Origin of the sequence: Microbacterium sp. Marseille-Q6965 (assembly GCF_946151065.1) — a bacterium.
Classification (GTDB): domain Bacteria; phylum Actinomycetota; class Actinomycetes; order Actinomycetales; family Microbacteriaceae; genus Microbacterium.
The window spans coordinates 702,261-716,639 of record NZ_CAMGZA010000001.1; the positions used below are offsets into that span (position 1 = coordinate 702,261).

A 14,379-nucleotide genomic window follows, 5' to 3' on the forward strand; every position below is an offset into this window, starting at 1 on the left:
CCGCGCCTAGACGGCCCTCGGGATCTCGGCGATGTCGTAGTAGACCGGCAGGCCGCGCTCCCGGGCGATGCGGACGTCCTGGTCGGCCCCCTGCGAGTCGCCCGGCAGGCGCAGCACGGCGTCGCAGTGCTGAAGAAGGCGCTCCGCGGTGGGGTACAGCACGTCGTCGGCGAGGGGATCGGTGATGCCCGCACCGGCCGAGCTCAGGACGGGCAACGCGACCCACTCCCCGATCATCGGCACGTGGCCGGCCTCGAAAAGGGGCCACGCCGCCTCCTCGAGCTTGCGGAGGTTGGCGGCCATCAGCTCCGGGTCTCCGCCGGTTCCCGACTTGTACGGGCCGGCGATCAAGATCATCTGCGGTGTCGTCATGCGGCTACAATAGGCACAAACGTGCACAAATGCGAAGGAGTCGGATGACATGCTGGCGGCGGAGAGACGTGCTCACCTGCTCGACATCCTGCGGCGGGAGGGCAAGGTTCTCGCCAAGGACGAGGCCGCTCGCCTGGGTCTGTCGGAGGACACCGTTCGCCGGGACCTGCGTGAGATGGCGGCGGACGGCCTCTGCCAACGGGTCTATGGCGGCGCTCTTCCGGCGTCCCCGGCCGTCGCCGACTACGCGGGGCGACAGTCCGTCTCGGTGGAGGGCAAGCGACGCGTCGCGCGGGTGGCCGCCGGGCTCATCCGCCCGGGCGCCACGGCGATCCTGGACGGCGGGACCACCGCGCTGGAGGTCGTGCGCTCCCTGCCGCGCGATTTGTCCTGCACCATCGTGACGCACAGCCCCACGGTCGCCGCCGCACTGGTCGATCACCCCTCCGCCGAGGTGCTCATCCTGGGCGGACGTCTCTTCAAGCACTCCGCCGTCGCCTACGGCGCTGTCGCCTTCGAGGCCGCACAGCGCGTGAACGCCGATGTCTTCCTCCTCGGGGTCACCGGGATTCACCCCGACACCGGGCTCACGACGGGTGATGCGGAGGAGGCGGCGATCAAGCGCGCGTTGGCCGCCCGAGCGGCGGAGACGTACGTGCTCGGGTCCTCTGAAAAGGTCGGCGCCGCCTCCCCGTTCCCGGTCATCTCGCTGGAGGAGACCGTCGGCGTGATCACCGATGCCTCCGACTCCCCCACTCTGTCGAGGATCGGGGCGAAGACCGCCGTTCTGACGGCGTGACGGGGGCACGGCGCCCGCCGCCGTGAGGGAAGCGTCAGGGTCGAGCACATCCCCGTATGCGTTCCGTGAGGACGCCCGATTCCTCCCCCCGAGAGGTGTTCCATCGACAGCTGTGCCCGGTGTGCGGGCACGCGGCCCCACACCGGGCCGCCCGACGGTGGAAACGGAGTCCTGGGGTGAGCGACCTCATCTATCTGCTGGGCGTGATCGCGCTGTTCGCGCTCGTCGGCGTCGTCGCGAAGGCGGTGGAACGGCTGTGATCGTGTTCGAGCTGATCGCCACAGTGCTGGCTGTCGCCGCGATCGGGTACCTCCTCTTCGCCCTCGTGAAGCCGGAGCGGTTCTGATGGAGTGGGCGGTTCTCGGCGCGAGCGTCGCGACGCTCGTCCTCATCCTGGGCGTGCTGCACCGACCCGTCGGCGACTACCTGGCGTGGGCGCTCACGAGCCGGCGCGACCTCGCCGTCGAGCGCGGCGTGTACCGGGCCATCGGCGTCGACCCGGGGCGCGAGCAGTCGTGGCAGGCGTACCTGCGGTCGGTGCTGCTGTTCTCCCTCGCCGGTGTGCTGCTGCTGTATCTGCTGCAGCGCGCACAATCCGTGCTGCCGTTCGGGCAGGGCCTGGCCGGGGTCGACCCGGCGGTCGCCTTCAACACCGCCATCTCCTTCGTGACCAACACGAACTGGCAGGCGTACTCCGGCGAGAGCCTGGCGCACACCGTGCAGGCCCTCGGGCTGACGGTGCAGAACTTCGTGTCGGCCGCGACGGGGCTGGCCGTCGCGGTCGCCCTCGTGCGCGGTCTCGCCGCGCGCCGCTCCGGCACCATCGGCAACTTCTGGGTCGACCTCGTCCGCGGGTGCTTCCGCGTGCTGCTGCCGCTCGCCGTCCTCGCGGCGCTCGCCCTCGTCGCCGGGGGCGTCGTGCAGAACCTGAACGGCTTCACCGACATCACCACGATCTCCGGCGGCACGCAGTCGATCCCCGGCGGGCCGGTCGCCTCGCAAGAAGCCATCAAGGCGCTCGGCACCAACGGCGGCGGCTTCTACAACGCCAACTCCGCCCACCCGTTCGAGAACCCCCTCGGGTGGACGAACCTGCTGCAGATCGTCCTCCTGCTGCTCATCCCGTTCTCGCTGCCGCGCGCCTTCGGACGGATCGTGGGCGACTCGCGACAGGGCTACGCGATCCTCGCCGCGATGCTCGTCCTGGCTCTGGCGTCGCTCGCCGCCCTGGCCGCCTTCGAGTTCGCCGGACGAGGCAGCGCACCCGAGCTCGCCGGTGCGCCGATGGAGGGCAAGGAGGTGCGCTTCGGTCTCGCGCAGTCAGTGCTCTACGCCGCCACCACCACTCTCACCTCCACGGGCGCCGTCAACTCCCTGCACGACTCGTACACCGCGTTGGGCGGCATGATGCCGATGCTGAACATGCTCCTGGGTGAGATCGCCCCGGGCGGCGTGGGGTCGGGACTGTACGGAATGCTCATCGTGGCGATCCTCGCGGTGTTCATCGCCGGACTGCTCGTCGGCCGCACCCCCGAGTATCTCGGCAAGAAGATCGGCCCCCGCGAGATGAAGCTGGCGAGCCTGTACATCCTCGTCATGCCGATCATCGTGCTCGCCGGGGTCGCACTGAGCTTCGGGGTGCCGGCTTTGCGAGCCAGCATCGTCGACGACTCCCTCGCCAACACCGGCCCGCACGGGCTGTCCGAGGTGCTCTACGCCTTCGCCTCCGCGGCCAACAACAACGGATCCGCGTTCGGCGGACTCACTGCCACCACCGACTGGCTCACCGGTGCGCTCGGCGTGGCGATGCTCCTCGGCCGCTTCGTGCCCATCGTGCTCGTGCTGGCACTGGCCGGCTCATTCGCCGCCCAGGAACGGGTGCCCGTGTCGGCCGGCACGCTGCCGACTCATCGCCCGCTGTTCGTGGGCCTCACCGTCGGCACCGGAATCCTGGTGACGGCGCTCGTCTTCTTCCCTGTCCTCACACTGGGTCCCCTCGCGGAAGGGCTGCTCTGAACCATGTCGATCGTCATCCACCCCTCCCCCTCCGCGTCCCCGCCGCGCCCCGACGCCGGCGGTTCGCCGCACGCTCACGGCAGCGCAGGTGCGCGCCGCCCTGCCCGGCGCCGTTCGCAAGCTGCACCCGCGCGCCCAGTGGCGCAATCCCGTCATGTTCCTCGTCTGGGTCGGGGCAGCGCTCGCGACCCTGCTCGCGATCGCCGAACCGTTCCTGGGCGGCCCGCGCGCCTCGGGCGGGGCCGCCGTGCCGCCGTCCTTCACCGGGATCATCGCGGCGTGGCTCTGGCTGACCGTCCTGTTCGCCAACCTCGCGGAGTCGATCGCGGAGGGGCGTGGCAAGGCCCAGGCCGAGACCCTGCGCCGCACGCGCACGAGCACGACGGCGCATCGCGTGGTCGACTACGACCCGGCCCGCGACCCCTCGGCCGCGAACGCCACGCTCGAGGACGTCTCGTCCGCGCAGCTGCGCCTGGGGGACACGGTGGTCGTCGCGGCCGGCGATCTCATCCCCGGTGACGGCGACATCGAGTGGGGCATCGCCAGCGTCGACGAGTCCGCGATCACCGGAGAATCCGCACCGGTCGTGCGCGAATCGGGCGGCGACCGCTCGGCGGTCACGGGCGGCACGCGCGTGCTCTCCGACCGGATCGTCGTGCGGATCACCTCGAAGCCCGGCGAGACGTTCGTCGACCGCATGATCGCCCTCGTCGAGGGCGCCGCGCGCCAGCGCACGCCCAACGAGATCGCGTTGAACATCCTGCTCGCATCGCTCTCGATCGTGTTCGTGGCCGTCGCCCTGACGCTCAATCCGATCGCCTCCTACCCCGCCGCGCCCGTGAGCGTGACCGTCCTCGTCGCGCTGCTCGTCTGCCTGATCCCGACGACCATCGGCGCCCTGCTGTCGGCGATCGGAATCGCGGGCATGGACCGGCTCGTGCAGCGCAACGTGCTGGCCATGTCGGGGCGCGCGGTCGAGGCGGCGGGCGATGTGACGACGCTGCTGCTCGACAAGACCGGCACGATCACCTACGGCAACCGCCGCGCCAGCGCCTTCCTCCCCCTCTCCGGCGTGCCGCTCGAGGAGCTCGTGACGGCGGCTGCGCTGTCCTCCCTGGCCGACCCCACCCCCGAGGGCACCTCGGTGGTCGACCTGGCGCGGGCACAGGGCGGCGCGCCGGAGGGGGCGGCCGGTGAGGTCGTGCCCTTCACGGCGCAGACGCGGATGTCGGGCCTCGACCTCGCCGACGGCACGTGCATCCGCAAGGGCGCCGCATCCGCCGTCGCCGCGTGGGCGGAGGCGGGCGGTTCGCCGCTTCCCGCCGACGTGCGCGCCGACCTCGAGGCGCACGTCGCGCGCATCTCCGAGTCGGGAGGCACGCCGTTGGCGGTGGCGGCACGCTCCGCGGACGGGGCGCACCGCGTGCTGGGGGTCATCCATCTCAAGGATGTCGTGAAGGAGGGCCTCACGGAGCGTTTCGCGGAGCTGCGCGCCATGGGGATCCGCACCGTCATGGTCACGGGCGACAACCCGCTCACCGCCGCGGCGATCGCGAAGGAGGCCGGCGTCGACGATTTTCTCGCCGAGGCCACTCCAGAGGACAAGCTCGCGTACATCCGTCGCGAGCAGGAGGGCGGGCGGCTCGTGGCGATGACCGGAGACGGCACGAACGACGCGCCCGCGCTCGCGCAGGCCGATGTCGGCGTCGCAATGAACACCGGCACCTCCGCCGCGAAGGAGGCCGGCAACATGGTCGACCTCGACAGCGATCCCACCAAGCTCATCGACATCGTCGCGATCGGCAAGCAGCTGCTCATCACGCGCGGCGCCCTGACGACCTTTTCGATCGCCAACGACATCGCGAAGTACTTCGCCATCATTCCGGCGATGTTCATGGGCGTCTTCCCCGGGCTGGCCGTCCTGAACGTCATGGGACTGCATTCGCCCGCGTCCGCCGTGCTCTCCGCCGTCATCTTCAACGCGATCGTCATCGTGCTCCTCGTGCCCCTCGCGCTGCGGGGTGTGCGCTACCGGCCGCTCGGCGCCGCCCGCATCCTGCGACGCAATCTCGCCGTCTACGGCCTGGGCGGCGTCCTCACTCCGTTCCTCGGCATCTGGGTCATCGACCAGCTCGTGCGCCTCATCCCCGGTTTCTGATCTTCAGGAAGGTCTCCATGAACGCCACCACCCGCTCGAGCGGACGCACCCTGTGGGTCGCCGCCCGCGCCCTGCTCGTGCTCACCGCCACGCTCGGCCTCGGTTACACCGCGCTCGTCACGATCGCCGGTCAACTGCTGTTCCCCGCCCCGTCGAACGGCACGCTCCTCCGCGACGACGACGGCCGGGTCGTCGGCTCGGCGCTCCTCGGTCAGTCGTTCGCCGCCGCAGACGGCGCGCCGCTGCCGCAGTTCTTCCAGCCGCGGCCGTCGGCGGCCGGCGAGGGATACGACGCCACCGCCTCGGCCGGCAGCAACCTCGGCCCCGAGAACGCCGACCTCGTGGCCGCGATCGTCCAGCGGCGCGCCGAGATCGCGGCCTTCAACGGCGTCGCCGAGGCCGACGTGCCGTCCGACGCGGTGACGGCCTCGGCCTCCGGCCTCGATCCGCACATCAGCCCCGCCTACGCGCGGCTGCAAGCCGAACGCGTCGCCCAGGCGCGCGGCGTGCCACTGGCGGAGGTGCTCGAGCTGATCGACGCGCACACGGCCCGCCCCGCCCTCGGATTCCTCGGCGACCCCGCGGTGAACGTCGTGACCCTTAACCTGGCCCTGGACGAGCGGGAGGGCTGAGATGGGCACACGAGGGCGGCTGCGGGTGCTGCTCGGCGCTGCCCCGGGGGTCGGCAAGACCTACGCGATGCTCGAGGAGGGCCGCCAACTGCTCGCCGATGGCAAGGACGTGGTGATCGGCTTCGTCGAGACCCACGGCAGGGAGGCCACCGCCGCCATGGCCGCCGGCCTGCCCGCCGTTGCGCGCGCTCGCGTGGCGCACCGGGGCGTTGACCTGGAAGAGATGGACCTCGGCGCGGTGCTCGCGCGCCGCCCCCAGGTGGCCCTCGTCGACGAGCTGGCGCACACGAATGCGCCGGGGTCGCGCCACGAGAAGCGGTGGCAGGACGTCGAGGTGCTGCTGGCGGCCGGGATCGACGTCATCTCCACGGTGAACGTGCAGCACATCGAATCGCTCAACGACGCTGTGGAACAGATCACGGGCGTGCCGCAGCGCGAGACGGTTCCCGACGCGTTCCTGCGCGGCGCCGCCCAGATCGAGGTCGTCGACCTCGACCCGCAGGCGCTGCGCGACCGCCTCGCCGGCGGCCTCGTCTATCCCGCGCCGCGCATCGACGCCGCCCTGTCGAACTACTTCCGGCTCGGCAACCTCACCGCCCTGCGCGAGCTCGCGCTGCTGTGGCTCGCCGACGAGGTGGACCAGGCGCTCACCTCCTACCGACAACAGCACGGGATCGCGGGCCGGTGGGAGGCGCGCGAGCGCGTGGTCGTCGCGCTCACGGGCGGGCCCGAGGGCGAGACGCTCCTGCGCCGCGGCGCCCGCATCGCGGCGCGGTCGGCGGGCGGCGATCTGCTGGCCGTGCACGTGCTGACCCAGGACGGGCTGCGGGCGGGCGACCCCGCCGCCCTCGCGCAGCAGCGCTCCCTCACCGAGAAGCTCGGCGGCACCTACCACCAGGTCGTGGGCGACGACATCCCGACCGCGCTCGTGGAGTTCGCCCGCTCCCACAACGCCACGCAGCTCGTCCTGGGTGCGAGTCGCCGCGGCCGGCTGGCCGCGGCCCTGGCGGGTCCCGGCATCGGCGCGACCGTGATCCGCGAGTCCGGCGACATCGACGTGCACATGGTCACCCACGCGGCGGCGAGCGACCGGCTGGCGCTGCCGCGCATCGGCGGGGCGCTCACGATGAGGCGCCGGATCGCCGGGTTCGTGCTGGCCCTCGCGGCGGGCCCCGCCTTGACGTGGCTGCTCGTCGTCCTGCGCAGCCCCGAGACGCTCACGAGCGACGTGCTGGCCTATCAGCTGCTCGTCGTCATCGTCTCGCTCGTCGGCGGCGTCTGGCCGGCCCTCTTCGCCGCCGTGATGTCGGGGCTCACGCTCAACTACTTCTTCATCGAGCCGCTGCACACGGCGGCGGTCGCCGACCCGCTCGACGTCGTGTCGCTGCTGCTCTACGTCACGATCGCCGCCCTCGTGAGCTACGTCGTCGACCGGGCCGCGCGGCGGGCCCGCGCCGCCCGCCGTGCCGCCGCCGAGTCCGAGCTGCTGCAGGCGATCGCCGGCAACGTGCTGCGGGGGCAGAGCGCCGTGCAGGCGCTCGTGGAGCGCACGCGCGAGGCGTTCCGGCTGCCCGGCGTGCGGGTCGTTGCCGGCGAGCGGGTGCTGGCGCGGTCGGGTGAGCCCCTGCCCGACGGCCGCCACACGTCCGTGCCGCTGACCGACGACGCCGTGCTCGAGCTGCACGGCGCCGACCTGCCGGCCTCGGACCACCGGCTGCTCACGGTCGTCGCCGCCCAGCTGCGGGCCGCGCTCGAGCACCAGCGACTGGCCGAGACCGCCAGCGAGATCGAGCCGATCGTGGCCTCCGACCGCGTGCGCGGCGCGCTCCTGTCGGCGCTCAGCCACGACCTCCGTCGACCGCTCGCGGCGGCCACCGCAGCCGTCGGCGCGCTACGCACGCAGGGCGTCGCCCTCGACGAGGCCGACCGCCGGGAGCTGCTCGACGCCGCCGATGAGAGCCTGTCCGCCCTGTCGACGCTCGTCACCGATCTGCTGGACGTCAGCCGGGTGCAGGCCGGGGCGCTGTCGATCGCCGCGGTCCACGTCGATCCCGGCGAGGCGATCGCGCCCGCCCTGGACGAGCTGGCCCTGGGGCCCGCCGAGGTGGAACTGGCGCTGGAGCACGGCGCGGCGCGCGCGCTGGCCGATCCCGTGCTGCTGCAGCGGGTGCTCGTCAACCTGCTCGCGAACGCCCGACGTCACTCCCCCGCGGGCACGCCCGTGCGGATCTCGACGAGCACCTTCGGGCCGCGCCTCGAGATCCGGGTCGTCGACCACGGCCCGGGGATCCCCCCGGAGCGACGGGATGACGTCTTCGTGCCCTTCCAGCGTCTGGGAGACGACGACAACGCGACGGGCCTGGGGTTGGGGCTGGCCCTCTCGCGCGGGTTCATGGAGGCCATGCAGGGCGCTCTGACGCCCGAGGAGACGCCGGGCGGCGGCCTGACCATGGTGATCTCGCTGCCCCTGGCCGACGATTCCGACGAGGCGAGAGGCACGGAGGACACATGAGGATCCTGATCGCCGACGACGACCCGCAGTTGCTTCGCGCGCTGCGGATCACGCTCAGCGCCACCGGCTACGAGGTGCATACCGCGGCGGACGGGGCCGAGGCCATCGCGGCCGCGATCGCGCATCGACCCGACGTGTTCCTGCTCGACCTGGGCATGCCGCGGTTGGACGGCATCGAGGTGATTCAGGGCATTCGCGGCTGGTCGCAGGCGCCGATCCTCGTCGTCTCGGGCCGTGCGGGGGCCGCCGAGAAGGTCGAGGCACTCGATGCCGGCGCGGACGACTACGTGACCAAGCCCTTCTCCGTGGAGGAGCTGCTCGCCCGCATCCGTGCGCTGACGCGCCGCGTGCCCCAGGCGGAGGCGGCCCCCTCCGTCGCGCTGGGCGAGATCACGGTCGACCTCGCCGCGCGCAGCGTGACCCGCAGGGACGGCGGGCACCCCCGCCAGATCCGGTTGACGCCCACCGAGTGGCAGGTGCTCGAGCTGCTCATCCGCAACGCCGGCAAGCTCGTCACGCGTCAGAACATGCTGGCCTCGGTGTGGGGCACCGATCACGTGGAGGACACGGGCTACCTGCGCCTGTACGTGTCGCAGCTGCGCAAGAAACTCGAGCCCGACCCGGCCAACCCGCGGTTCCTCCTCACGGAACCCGGGATGGGCTACCGGCTCCAGCTGCCCCCGACCTGAGCCCGCAACGCAAGGGGCCGGGGCGTCCGAAGACGCCCCGGCCCCTCCGCCGTCTCGCTCGGTCAGCGCGCGCGGGTGCGGCGCTTGTTCCACACGTCGAACGCCACCGCCAGCAGCAGGACGAGGCCCTTGATGAACTGCTGGTAGTCGGTGCTGATGCCCAGCAGCGACATGCCGTTGTTGAGCACACCCATGATGAGACCACCGGTGATGGCGCCGATGATCGTACCGACACCGCCCTGCACCGCGGCACCGCCGATGAACGCCGCCGCGATCGCGTCGAGCTCGAACAGGTTGCCCGCGCCGGGGCCGGCGGAGTTGAGGCGACCCGTGAACACGAGGCCGGCGAGCGCCGCGAGCACGCCCATGTTGACGAACAGGTAGAAGTCCACCTGCTTCGACTTGATGCCCGACAGGTCGGCCGCGTGGCGGTTGCCACCGATCGCGTAGACGTGGCGGCCGAACACCGAGCGGTTCATGACGAGCGAGTAGCCGAGGATCAGCACGGCCAGCACGATGAGCACGATGGGCGTGCCGCGCGAGCCGGGCGCGACGCCCAGAAGGTAGGTCAGGTACGCGATGAGCAGCGAGATGAACGCGACCTTCACGTAGAACCACGAGGCCGGCTCGCTCTCCAGGCCCAGCTTCACGCGCTTGCCGCGCTCGCGCAGCGTGTTGGTGATGTACAGCACGAGCGCGAGCACGCCCAGGCCGACCGTGATCCACTCCGCCGGCGAGCTCGATGCCGGGAAGAGCTGCGGGAAGAGGTAGCCACCGCCCAGCTGACGGTACTCGGTGGGGAACGGCGTGATCTGCGTGTTGCCCAGCACGATCTGCGTGAGCCCTCGGAACAGCAGCATTCCCGCCAATGTCACGATGAACGCGGGAATCCCGACGAACGCGACCCAGAAGCCCTGCCATGCTCCGACGGCGGCGCCGATGAGCAGCGAGACGAGGATGCCGGCCCACCATGGCCATCCCCAGTGCACGATCATGACGCCCGATGCCGCGCCCACGAACGCCGCCACCGAACCCACGGAAAGGTCGATGTGCCCGGCGATGATGATCATCACCATGCCGATCGCCAGGATCAGGATGTAGCTGTTCTGCACCACGATGTTCGACACGTTGCCCGCCGTCAGCAGGCGGCCGTTGGTGACGAGCTGGAAGAACAGGACGATGACGATCAGCGCGACGAAGATGCCGATCTGCCGGATCCGCGAGGTCAGAAACCCGAGCGCGCTGCGCAGGGACGACGGCGCGGGAACGCTAGCTGAGGACATGGTCGGCTTCCTTCTCCTTTGTCATGAGCTGCATGAGCGACTCGGGCGTCGCCTGCTCGATGGGCAGTTCGCCCGTGATGTGACCCTCCGAGATCGCGTAGATCCGGTCGCAGATGCCGAGCAGCTCGGGCAGCTCGGACGAGATGACGATGATCGCCTTGCCCTGCGCGGCGAGCTCGTTGATGAGGGTGTAGATCTCGTACTTCGCGCCGACGTCGATGCCGCGCGTGGGCTCGTCGAGGATGAGCACCTCGGGGTCCGAGAACAGCCACTTCGAGAGGACGACCTTCTGCTGGTTTCCTCCCGAGAGCTTGCCCACGACGGAGCCGACGGACGGCGCCTTGATGTTCATGCTCTTGCGGTACCGGTCGGCGACGAGGTACTCCTGCCCCGCGTCGACCCAGCCGCGCGTGGCGAGCTTGCGCAGCGACGCGAGCGAGATGTTCCGCTTGATGTCCTCGATGAGGTTGAGGCCGTAGACCTTCCGGTCCTCCGTCGCGTACGCGATGCCGGCATCGATCGCGTCGGCCACCGTCTTGGTGTTGACCTCCTTGCCGCGCACATACACCCGGCCGGAGATGCGGGATCCGTAGGACCGCCCGAACACGCTCATGCCGAGCTCGGTGCGGCCGGCGCCCATGAGGCCCGCGATGCCGACGACCTCGCCGGCGCGGGCGGACAGATTGGCCCCGTGGATGATCACGCGCTCGGGCTCGGTCGGGTGGCTCACCCACCAGTCCTCGATGCGGAACACCTCCTCGCCCAGCTCCACCGTGCGATCCGGGTAGCGGTGCTCGAGGTCGCGGCCCACCATCCCCTTGATGATGCGGTCCTCCGAGACCTCGCCGCTGTTCAGCTCGAGCGTCTCGATCGTGCGCCCGTCGCGGAGGATCGTCACGCGATCGGCGATCGCCTTGATCTCGTTGAGCTTGTGGCTGATGATGATCGACGTGATCCCCTGCCCCTTCAGGTGGCGGATCAGGTCGAGCAGGTGGGCGGAGTCCTCGTCGTTGAGCGCGGCGGTCGGCTCGTCGAGGATGAGCAGCTTCACGCGCTTCGAGAGCGCCTTGGCGATCTCCACGAGCTGCTGCTTGCCGACCCCGATCTCGCGGACCGGGGTGGCAGGGTTGTCGCCCAGCCCGACGCGGGCGAGGAGCTTCTGCGCCTCGACGTTCGTGTCGTGCCAGTCGATGAAACCGTTCTTCTGCCGCTCGTTGCCGAGGAAGATGTTCTCGGCGATGGAGAGGTAGGGGCTCAGTGCCAGCTCCTGGTGGATGATGACGACGCCGGCGCGCTCGGAGTCGCGGATGTCCCGGAACTGCGCCGTCTCGCCCTCGAGGACGATCTCGCCGTCGTAGGTCCCGTGCGGGTAGACACCCGACAGCACCTTCATGAGGGTCGACTTCCCGGCGCCGTTCTCGCCGCAGATGGCGTGGACGGTGCCGCGCTCGACCTCGAGCGTGACGTTCTGCAGTGCCTTGACGCCCGGGAACTCCTTGGTGATGCCGCGCATCTCGAGGATGGTGTTCACGCGTTCGCTTTCTCGTCTGACGGATGGCGGACCACGGTCCGCCGCGCGAGGCGCGGCGGACCGTGATGCAGCCGATTACTGGAGTTCGTCGGCGCTGTAGTAGCCGCTGTCGACGAGCACTTCCTCGTAGTTCTCGGCCGTGACGATGACCGAGTCGTGGAGGTAGGCGGGGACGACCTTGACGGTGTTGTCGTACGTCTCGGTGTCGTTGACCTCGGGCTCCTCGCCGTGCATGAGGGCGTCGACCATCTCGGCGGCCGTCTCACCCAGCAGGCGGGTGTCCTTGAAGATCGTCGAGTACTGCTCGCCCGCGAGGATGGACTTCACGCTGCCGACCTCGGCGTCCTGACCCGTCACGACCGGCAGGTCGTCGGCCGAGTACCCGCCGCTCGTGAGCGCCGAGATGATGCCGATCGACAGACCGTCGTAGGGCGAGAGCACGCCGTCGAGGCGGGTGTCACCGATGATCGTGAGGATGTTCTCCATGCGCTCCTGGGCCGTCTCCGGCAGCCAGCGCAGGATCGCGGCCTGATCGAACTCCACCTGGCCCGACGGGACCGTCAGCACGCCCGAGTCGAGGTACGGCTGCAGCGTGTCCATCGCGCCGTCCCAGAAGAAGTTGGCGTTGTTGTCGTCGGGGCTGCCGGCGAACAGCTCGATGTTGAACGGGCCCTCTTCGCCCGTCTCCTCGCCGTTCTCGTCCAGCACGCCGAGCCCCGTCAGGAGGCTCGTCGCCTGCTGCACGCCGACCTGGTAGTTGTCGAACGTCGTGTAGTAGTCGACGTTCTCCGTGCCGTTGATGAGGCGGTCGTAAGCGATGACGGGGATGTCGTTGTCTGCGGCCTGCTGCAGGACGTCGGTCAGGGTCGTGCCGTCGATCGAGGCGATGATGAGCGCGTCGGCGCCGCTCGAGATCATGTTCTCGATCTGCGACACCTGGGTCGGGATGTCGTCGTTGGCGTACTGCAGGTCGACCTGGTACCCCATGTCCTCGAGCGTGGCCTGGACGTTCTCGCCGTCGGCGATCCACCGCTCGGACTGCTGCGTGGGCATCGCGACGCCGATCATGAGCTCGCTCACGTCGACATCCTCGCCGGCCCCGGCTCCGCCGCCTCCGGTGCGGTCGCCGCTGCAGCCGGCGAGAGCCAGTCCGCCGACGGCAACCATGCCGACGAGCAGAAGGTGCTTCTTCACAGTGTTCTCCTCTGAATCACAGGACTCGGCCCCTCGCCGCGATGGCGGGAGGAATGCGCCGACGAGGAGGTCGGGACTGGTGCTCTCGGGACTTCCTCGTCGGGGCCTCACGACTACGTGTGACCGTTCACATCGCGTTTCATCGTGCACCGGCTCGCGCCGGGTGTCAAGCCGACGCTCTGTCACATCTCGCTAACGGCGCGCGTGGGTGGACGAGCGCACGACCAGGGCGGGTGCGGGGCGCTCCTCCTTCGGGGCGGGCTCTTCGCGCAGCGCCGCGAGCAGGCTGGCGATCGCCCGGCGGCCGAGATCGGCGAAATCGATGTGCACGGTGGTGAGCGGCGGCCAGACATGTGCCGCCACGGGAATATCGTCGAACCCCACGACGCTGACGTCGCGCGGGACGTCGAGCCCCGCGTCGCGGAACCCGTGCATGAGACCGATGGCCATGAGGTCGTTCGCGGCGAAGACCGCCGTGAAGTCCTGTCGCCGCGCGATCTCCATCCCGGCGTAGTGCCCGAAGTCCGCCGTCCAGTCGCCGCGGATCGGGGGGATGGTCGGCAGGTCGGCATCGCGCAACGCCTGCAGGTAGCCGCGCATGCGGGAGTCGGCCTCGATCCAGTCCTGGGGCCCGGCCAGGTGGAGGATGTCCGTGTGGCCGAGGTCGACGAGGTGCTGCGTCGCGATTCGGGCCCCCTCGAGCTGATCCGGAGCGACGTGGGCGGTGGCCTCTCCCGAGGAGGTCTGCAGGCTCACGAACGGAACGCCGATCGCCATCCCGCGCAGCACGTGGAAGACGCGCACCTGCGGCGCGAGCACGACGATGCCGTCGACCTGCTCGCGCAGCAGCTGACGCACCGCCGCTCCGATCGCCTCCGCGCTCGTGTCCGGCAGGTTGAGCGTGGTCACCGAGAACCCCTCGGCGCGCGCCGCCTCCTCGATCGCGGCGATCGAGGCGGTGGGTCCGAACTCCCCCACCGTCGCGGAGAGCACGCCGATGAGATTGAGCTTGGACGTGACGAGCGCGCGCGCAGCCTGATTGGGTCGGTAATCCAGCTGGCGGATGGCGTCGAGGACGCGCTGCTTCGTCTCCTCGCGGATCGACGGATGTCCGTTGAGAACCCGCGACACGGTCTGATGCGAGACGACCGCGAGGCGCGCCACGTCGCGGATGCTCGGCATCCGGGGCCGCT

The 14,379-nt window shown here is 70.4% G+C and carries 13 protein-coding genes; 8 read left to right on the plus strand and 5 right to left on the minus strand.

The window, feature by feature from the left end; translation table 11 throughout:
• Positions 1-6: 6 nt before the first annotated feature.
• Positions 7-372 carry a DUF4406 domain-containing protein gene (locus N8N77_RS03455; RefSeq protein WP_261164640.1) on the minus strand — a complete coding sequence of 122 codons (366 nt, stop codon included), beginning with the start codon at positions 370-372 and terminating at the stop codon, positions 7-9.
• A 49-nt stretch (positions 373-421) separates the two neighbouring features.
• On the opposite strand from N8N77_RS03455, the gene N8N77_RS03460 reads away from it, so the two are divergent.
• The 8 genes from N8N77_RS03460 (at position 422) to N8N77_RS03495 (ending at position 9,178) form a co-directional block, all read left to right on the plus strand.
• The gene (locus N8N77_RS03460; RefSeq protein WP_261164641.1) at positions 422-1,171 is read left to right on the plus strand and encodes a DeoR/GlpR family DNA-binding transcription regulator; all 750 of its coding nucleotides are present in this window, start codon (positions 422-424) and stop codon (positions 1,169-1,171) included.
• A 65-nt stretch (positions 1,172-1,236) separates the two neighbouring features.
• Complete coding sequence (locus N8N77_RS03465; RefSeq protein WP_261164642.1) at positions 1,237-1,431, plus strand: hypothetical protein; 195 nt, start codon at positions 1,237-1,239, stop codon at positions 1,429-1,431.
• Entirely contained in the window at positions 1,428-1,517 is a 90-nt protein-coding gene (locus N8N77_RS03470) for a potassium-transporting ATPase subunit F (protein ID WP_261164643.1), read from the plus strand. The genes N8N77_RS03465 and N8N77_RS03470 overlap by 4 nt, the downstream gene beginning before the upstream one ends.
• Positions 1,517-3,187 carry a potassium-transporting ATPase subunit KdpA gene (gene kdpA, locus N8N77_RS03475; RefSeq protein ID WP_261164645.1) on the plus strand — a complete coding sequence of 557 codons (1,671 nt, stop codon included), beginning with the start codon at positions 1,517-1,519 and terminating at the stop codon, positions 3,185-3,187. Before N8N77_RS03470 ends, kdpA begins: the two co-directional genes overlap by 1 nt.
• 88 nt (positions 3,188-3,275) lie before the next feature.
• A complete protein-coding gene (gene kdpB / locus N8N77_RS03480; protein ID WP_261164647.1) occupies positions 3,276-5,345 on the plus strand; it encodes a potassium-transporting ATPase subunit KdpB in 2,070 nt (689 codons plus the stop codon).
• 17 nt (positions 5,346-5,362) lie between these two features.
• A complete protein-coding gene (kdpC, locus tag N8N77_RS03485; protein ID WP_261164649.1) occupies positions 5,363-5,977 on the plus strand; it encodes a potassium-transporting ATPase subunit KdpC in 615 nt (204 codons plus the stop codon).
• Between the two features lies 1 nt (position 5,978).
• Positions 5,979-8,489 (plus strand): DUF4118 domain-containing protein, encoded by a 2,511-nt coding sequence (locus N8N77_RS03490; protein WP_261164651.1) that lies wholly within the window; start codon positions 5,979-5,981, stop codon positions 8,487-8,489.
• Positions 8,486-9,178: a response regulator gene (locus N8N77_RS03495; protein ID WP_261164652.1), complete on the plus strand. Its 693-nt coding sequence runs from the start codon at positions 8,486-8,488 to the stop codon at positions 9,176-9,178. The genes N8N77_RS03490 and N8N77_RS03495 overlap by 4 nt, the downstream gene beginning before the upstream one ends.
• A 62-nt stretch (positions 9,179-9,240) precedes the next feature.
• On the opposite strand, the gene mmsB is transcribed toward N8N77_RS03495, so the two are convergent.
• From mmsB to N8N77_RS03515, 4 genes are all read right to left on the minus strand, one after another.
• Entirely contained in the window at positions 9,241-10,461 is a 1,221-nt protein-coding gene (gene mmsB / locus N8N77_RS03500; RefSeq protein WP_261164653.1) for a multiple monosaccharide ABC transporter permease, read from the minus strand.
• Positions 10,448-11,974, minus strand: coding sequence for a multiple monosaccharide ABC transporter ATP-binding protein (gene mmsA, locus N8N77_RS03505; RefSeq protein WP_261165605.1), 1,527 nt, complete (start codon positions 11,972-11,974; stop codon positions 10,448-10,450). Before mmsA ends, mmsB begins: the two co-directional genes overlap by 14 nt.
• 93 nt (positions 11,975-12,067) lie before the next feature.
• Positions 12,068-13,159: a multiple monosaccharide ABC transporter substrate-binding protein gene (chvE, locus tag N8N77_RS03510; protein ID WP_261165606.1), complete on the minus strand. Its 1,092-nt coding sequence runs from the start codon at positions 13,157-13,159 to the stop codon at positions 12,068-12,070.
• 219 nt (positions 13,160-13,378) lie between these two features.
• On the minus strand, positions 13,379-14,368 hold the full coding sequence (locus N8N77_RS03515; RefSeq protein WP_261165607.1) for a LacI family DNA-binding transcriptional regulator: 990 nt from the start codon (positions 14,366-14,368) through the stop codon (positions 13,379-13,381).
• Positions 14,369-14,379: the final 11 nt, after the last annotated feature.